Annotated in this window: 1 protein-coding gene; it reads left to right on the top strand. The window is 72.8% G+C overall.

Features of this window, described 5'->3' with window-relative positions; genetic code table 11:
* Positions 1–3,625 (top strand): type I polyketide synthase (locus ACFVDP_RS43835; RefSeq protein WP_383503430.1); only part of this gene is annotated, 3,625 nt, incomplete at both ends.

Genomic DNA, 3,625 nt, shown 5'->3' with positions numbered 1-3,625 from the left:
TCACCATCAACTGGTCCCAACTCACCCCCACCACCAACACCACACCCCTGCCCACCTACGCCTTCCAACACCAGCGCTACTGGCTCGACACCACCGACCCCACAACAACAGGGCTGAGCGCTGCCGGGCACGGGCTGCTCGGGGCGTCGGTCGCTCTCGCGGGCGGCGGCGGCACCGTTCTGACCGGCAGGCTCTCGCTCGCCACGCACCCGTGGCTCGCTGATCACGCCGTGCGTGGTGTCGTCCTCGTACCGGGCACCGGACTGCTCGAACTCGCCGTCCGCGCGGGCGACGAAGTCGGCTGCGGACGCGTGGAGGAGCTCACGCTCCAGGCTCCGCTCGTACTGCCTCCCGAGGGCGCGGTCCAGGTCCAGGTCGTCGTCGGTACCGCCGATGACCGGGGGGTGCGCAGCCTGGACGTCTACTCGCGGCCGGAGGAGCCGGGTGCGGACGGACCGTGGTCACTGCACGGGACGGGCACGGTGGCGCCAGGTGGCGGTGAATCGACGGGGGGCGGTGGATCTGCCGGTGGCGGAAGCGCGCTCGCCGAGTGGCCGCCGCGGGACGCCGAGGCCCTCGACACCGACGGCTTCTACGAGACGATGGCCGGTCGCGGCTACGAGTACGGCCCGGCCTTCCAGGGCCTGCGCAGCGTGTGGCGTCGTGGGGACGAGGTGTTCGCCGAGGTCGCTCTTCCCGAGGAACTCGCCTCCAAGACAGGGGAGTTCGGACTGCATCCCGCGCTCTTGGACGCGGGGCTCCAGTCCGGGCTGCTCACGCTCTTCGCGCCCGCGGGCGACGATGCCGCCGGCAACCGACTGCCGTTCTCGTGGCGTGGGTTCTCCCTGCACGCTGTGGGCGCGACGACCTTGCGTGTACGTATGGCGCCCGTCGCCGGTGATCCGACGACGGTGACGCTCGACGTGGCGGACGCCGCCGGTGCTCCGGTGGCCTCGGTGGACATGCTGGTGACGCGAGAGGTGTCCGAGGAGCAGCTCGCGGCCGCGGCCGCGAGCGCGGGAGACGACGGCTCGCTGCTGCGGTTGGAGTGGGTGGCGGCCGCGGCGGGTGACGGCTCGGCCGACGGCGGGCCGTGGGCTGTGTTGGGGGACTCGTCTTTGAGTGAGGGTGGTCTCGCGTTCGCGGACCTGGATGCGTTGATCGCTTCCTCGCAGGAACTTCCCGGCACCGTCGTGGTGGAGTGCCCGGCGGGTGCGGGCGAGGTTCCCGATGCGGTGCGGGCGCGGTTGGGTGATGTGCTGGGTGTGGTGCAGCGGTGGGTGGCCGATGAGCGGCTGGCCGATGCGCGGCTGGTCGTGGTCACTCGCGGCGCGGTTGCCGTTCCTGGTGATGGACCGGTTGATGTGCGTGTCGCGCCGGTGTGGGGTCTGGTCCGTGCGGCCCAGGCCGAGCACCCCGGACGCTTCGTCCTCGCCGACCTCCCCCACGACGCCGAAGCACACCAACTTGCCACCGCGCTTGCCGCCGGGCTCGCGACCGGCGAACCCCAATGGGCCCTGCGTGACGGTGGTATCCGCGTCCCGCGTCTGGCACCCGCACCCACCCCGTCCACGTCCGTGGACGCTGCTGCGGGGTTCGGTGACGGTCCGGTACTGATCACCGGTGCTTCCGGGACCCTGGGCGGCATCGTCGCCCGCCACCTCGTCACCACCCATGGTGTCCGGCACCTGGTCCTGGTGAGCCGGCGCGGCCGTGCCGCCGACGGCATGAACCAACTCGAAGCCGATCTGGCCGGCCTCGGGGCGACCGTGGAGGTGCTCGCCTGCGACGCCGCCGACCGCGACGCCCTGGCCCACGCACTCGCCGGACGGCGTCTCACCGCGGTCGTCCACGCCGCCGGTGTCCTCGACGACGGCATTCTGGAATCCCTGGACGAGTCCCGTCTCGACACGGTGCTGCGGCCCAAGGTCGATGCCGCCTGGAACCTGCACGAACTCACCCGGGACCACGGCCTGACGGCCTTCGTCCTGTTCTCCGCCGGTGCCGGCACTCTCGGCAACGCCGGACAGGCCAACTACGCCGCCGCCAACACCTTCCTCGACGCCCTCGCGCACGCACGGCGCGCCGAGGGTCTGCCCGGTCAGTCGCTGGCGTGGGGCCTGTGGGCGGAAACCAGCACCATGACGGGCGGGCTCGGCGACACCGACCTGAACCGGCTGGCCCGGCTCGGCGTCTCCGCTCTGGAGACCTCGCAGGCCCTGACCCTCCTCGACGCGGCCACCGGCGCCGACGAGCCGTTCCTGCTTCCCGTACGGCTGGATCTCCCGGCGCTGCGGCGGCACGCGGCAGACTCCGTGGTACCCGTGCTGCTGAGTTCCCTGGTCCCGCGGCGCGTGCACCGGCAGGCGGCCGGTGCGGGTGCTGCCTCGGCCGACGGCGGCGACCTCGGCCGGCGGCTCGCCGCGCAGCCCGCGGACCGGCGGGAGGAGTTCCTGCTCGGCGTGGTCCGCGACGAGGTCGCCGCCGTGCTCGGCCACGCCTCGCCCGACGCGATCCAGCCCGAACGCGCCTTCAAGGACCTCGGGTTCGACTCGCTGACGGCAGTGGAACTGCGCAACCGGCTCGGCGCCGCCACCGGGCTGCGCCTGCCCGCCACCCTCGTCTTCGACCATCCGAACGCCGCAGCCGTCGTCCGCCTGCTGTGGTCCGAGCTCGGCGGAGCCACCACAGCCACCGGAGCCGGCACCACCTCTGCCGCCAGGCCGACCGCCCCGGCCGGTGCCGACGAGCCCATGGCGATCATCGGCATGAGCTGCCGGTTCCCTGGCGACGTGGTGTCCCCGGAAGACCTGTGGCGGTTGGTCGCCGAGGGCCGGGACGCTATCGACGTCATGCCCGGTGACCGGGGCTGGGACATCGAGGGCCTCTACGACCCGGCACCGGGCGTGCCCGGACGGATCTACTCCCGTGAGGGTGGGTTCTTGCGGAACGCGGCCGAGTTCGACCCGGAGTTCTTCGGGATCTCCCCGCGCGAGGCCCTGGCCATGGACCCCCAGCAACGGCTGCTGCTGGAGACGTCGTGGGAGGCCTTCGAGCGGGCGGGCATCGACCCGGCCACCCTGCGCGGCAGCCGCACCGGCGTCTTCGCCGGCGTCATGTACCACGACTACGGCGCGCGGCTCGCCGCGGGCTCGGTGCCGGAGGGCGTCGAGGGGTACGTCGGCAACGGCAGCGCGGGCAGCATCGCGACCGGCCGCCTCTCGTACACCTTCGGGCTGGAGGGACCGGCGGTCACCGTCGACACCGCCTGCTCCTCGTCGCTGGTCGCCCTCCACCTCGCCATGCAGGCGATCCGGCAGGGCGAGTGCTCGCTCGCGCTGGTCGGCGGCGTCACCGTCATGTCGTCGATCGAGATGTTCCTGGAGTTCAGCCGTCAGCGCGCCGTGTCGCCCGACGCCCGCTGCAAGGCGTTCGGTGCGGGCGCGGACGGCGCCGGCTTCAGCGAGGGCGTGGGCATGCTTCTCGTGGAGCGCCTCTCCGACGCCGAGCGCCTGGGGCATCGGGTCCTGGCGGTCGTTCGCGGCAGCGCGGTCAACCAGGACGGTGCCTCCAACGGCCTCACCGCCCCCAACGGCCCCTCCCAGCAACGCGTCATCCGCCAAGC

Origin of the sequence: Streptomyces sp. NPDC057694, assembly GCF_042799415.1 — a bacterium.
In the GTDB taxonomy this organism is placed as follows: Bacteria; Actinomycetota; Actinomycetes; order Streptomycetales; family Streptomycetaceae; genus Streptomyces.
The sequence above is the reverse complement of the archived record's forward strand: the minus strand, read 5'-3'. Positions and strand labels throughout refer to the sequence as shown.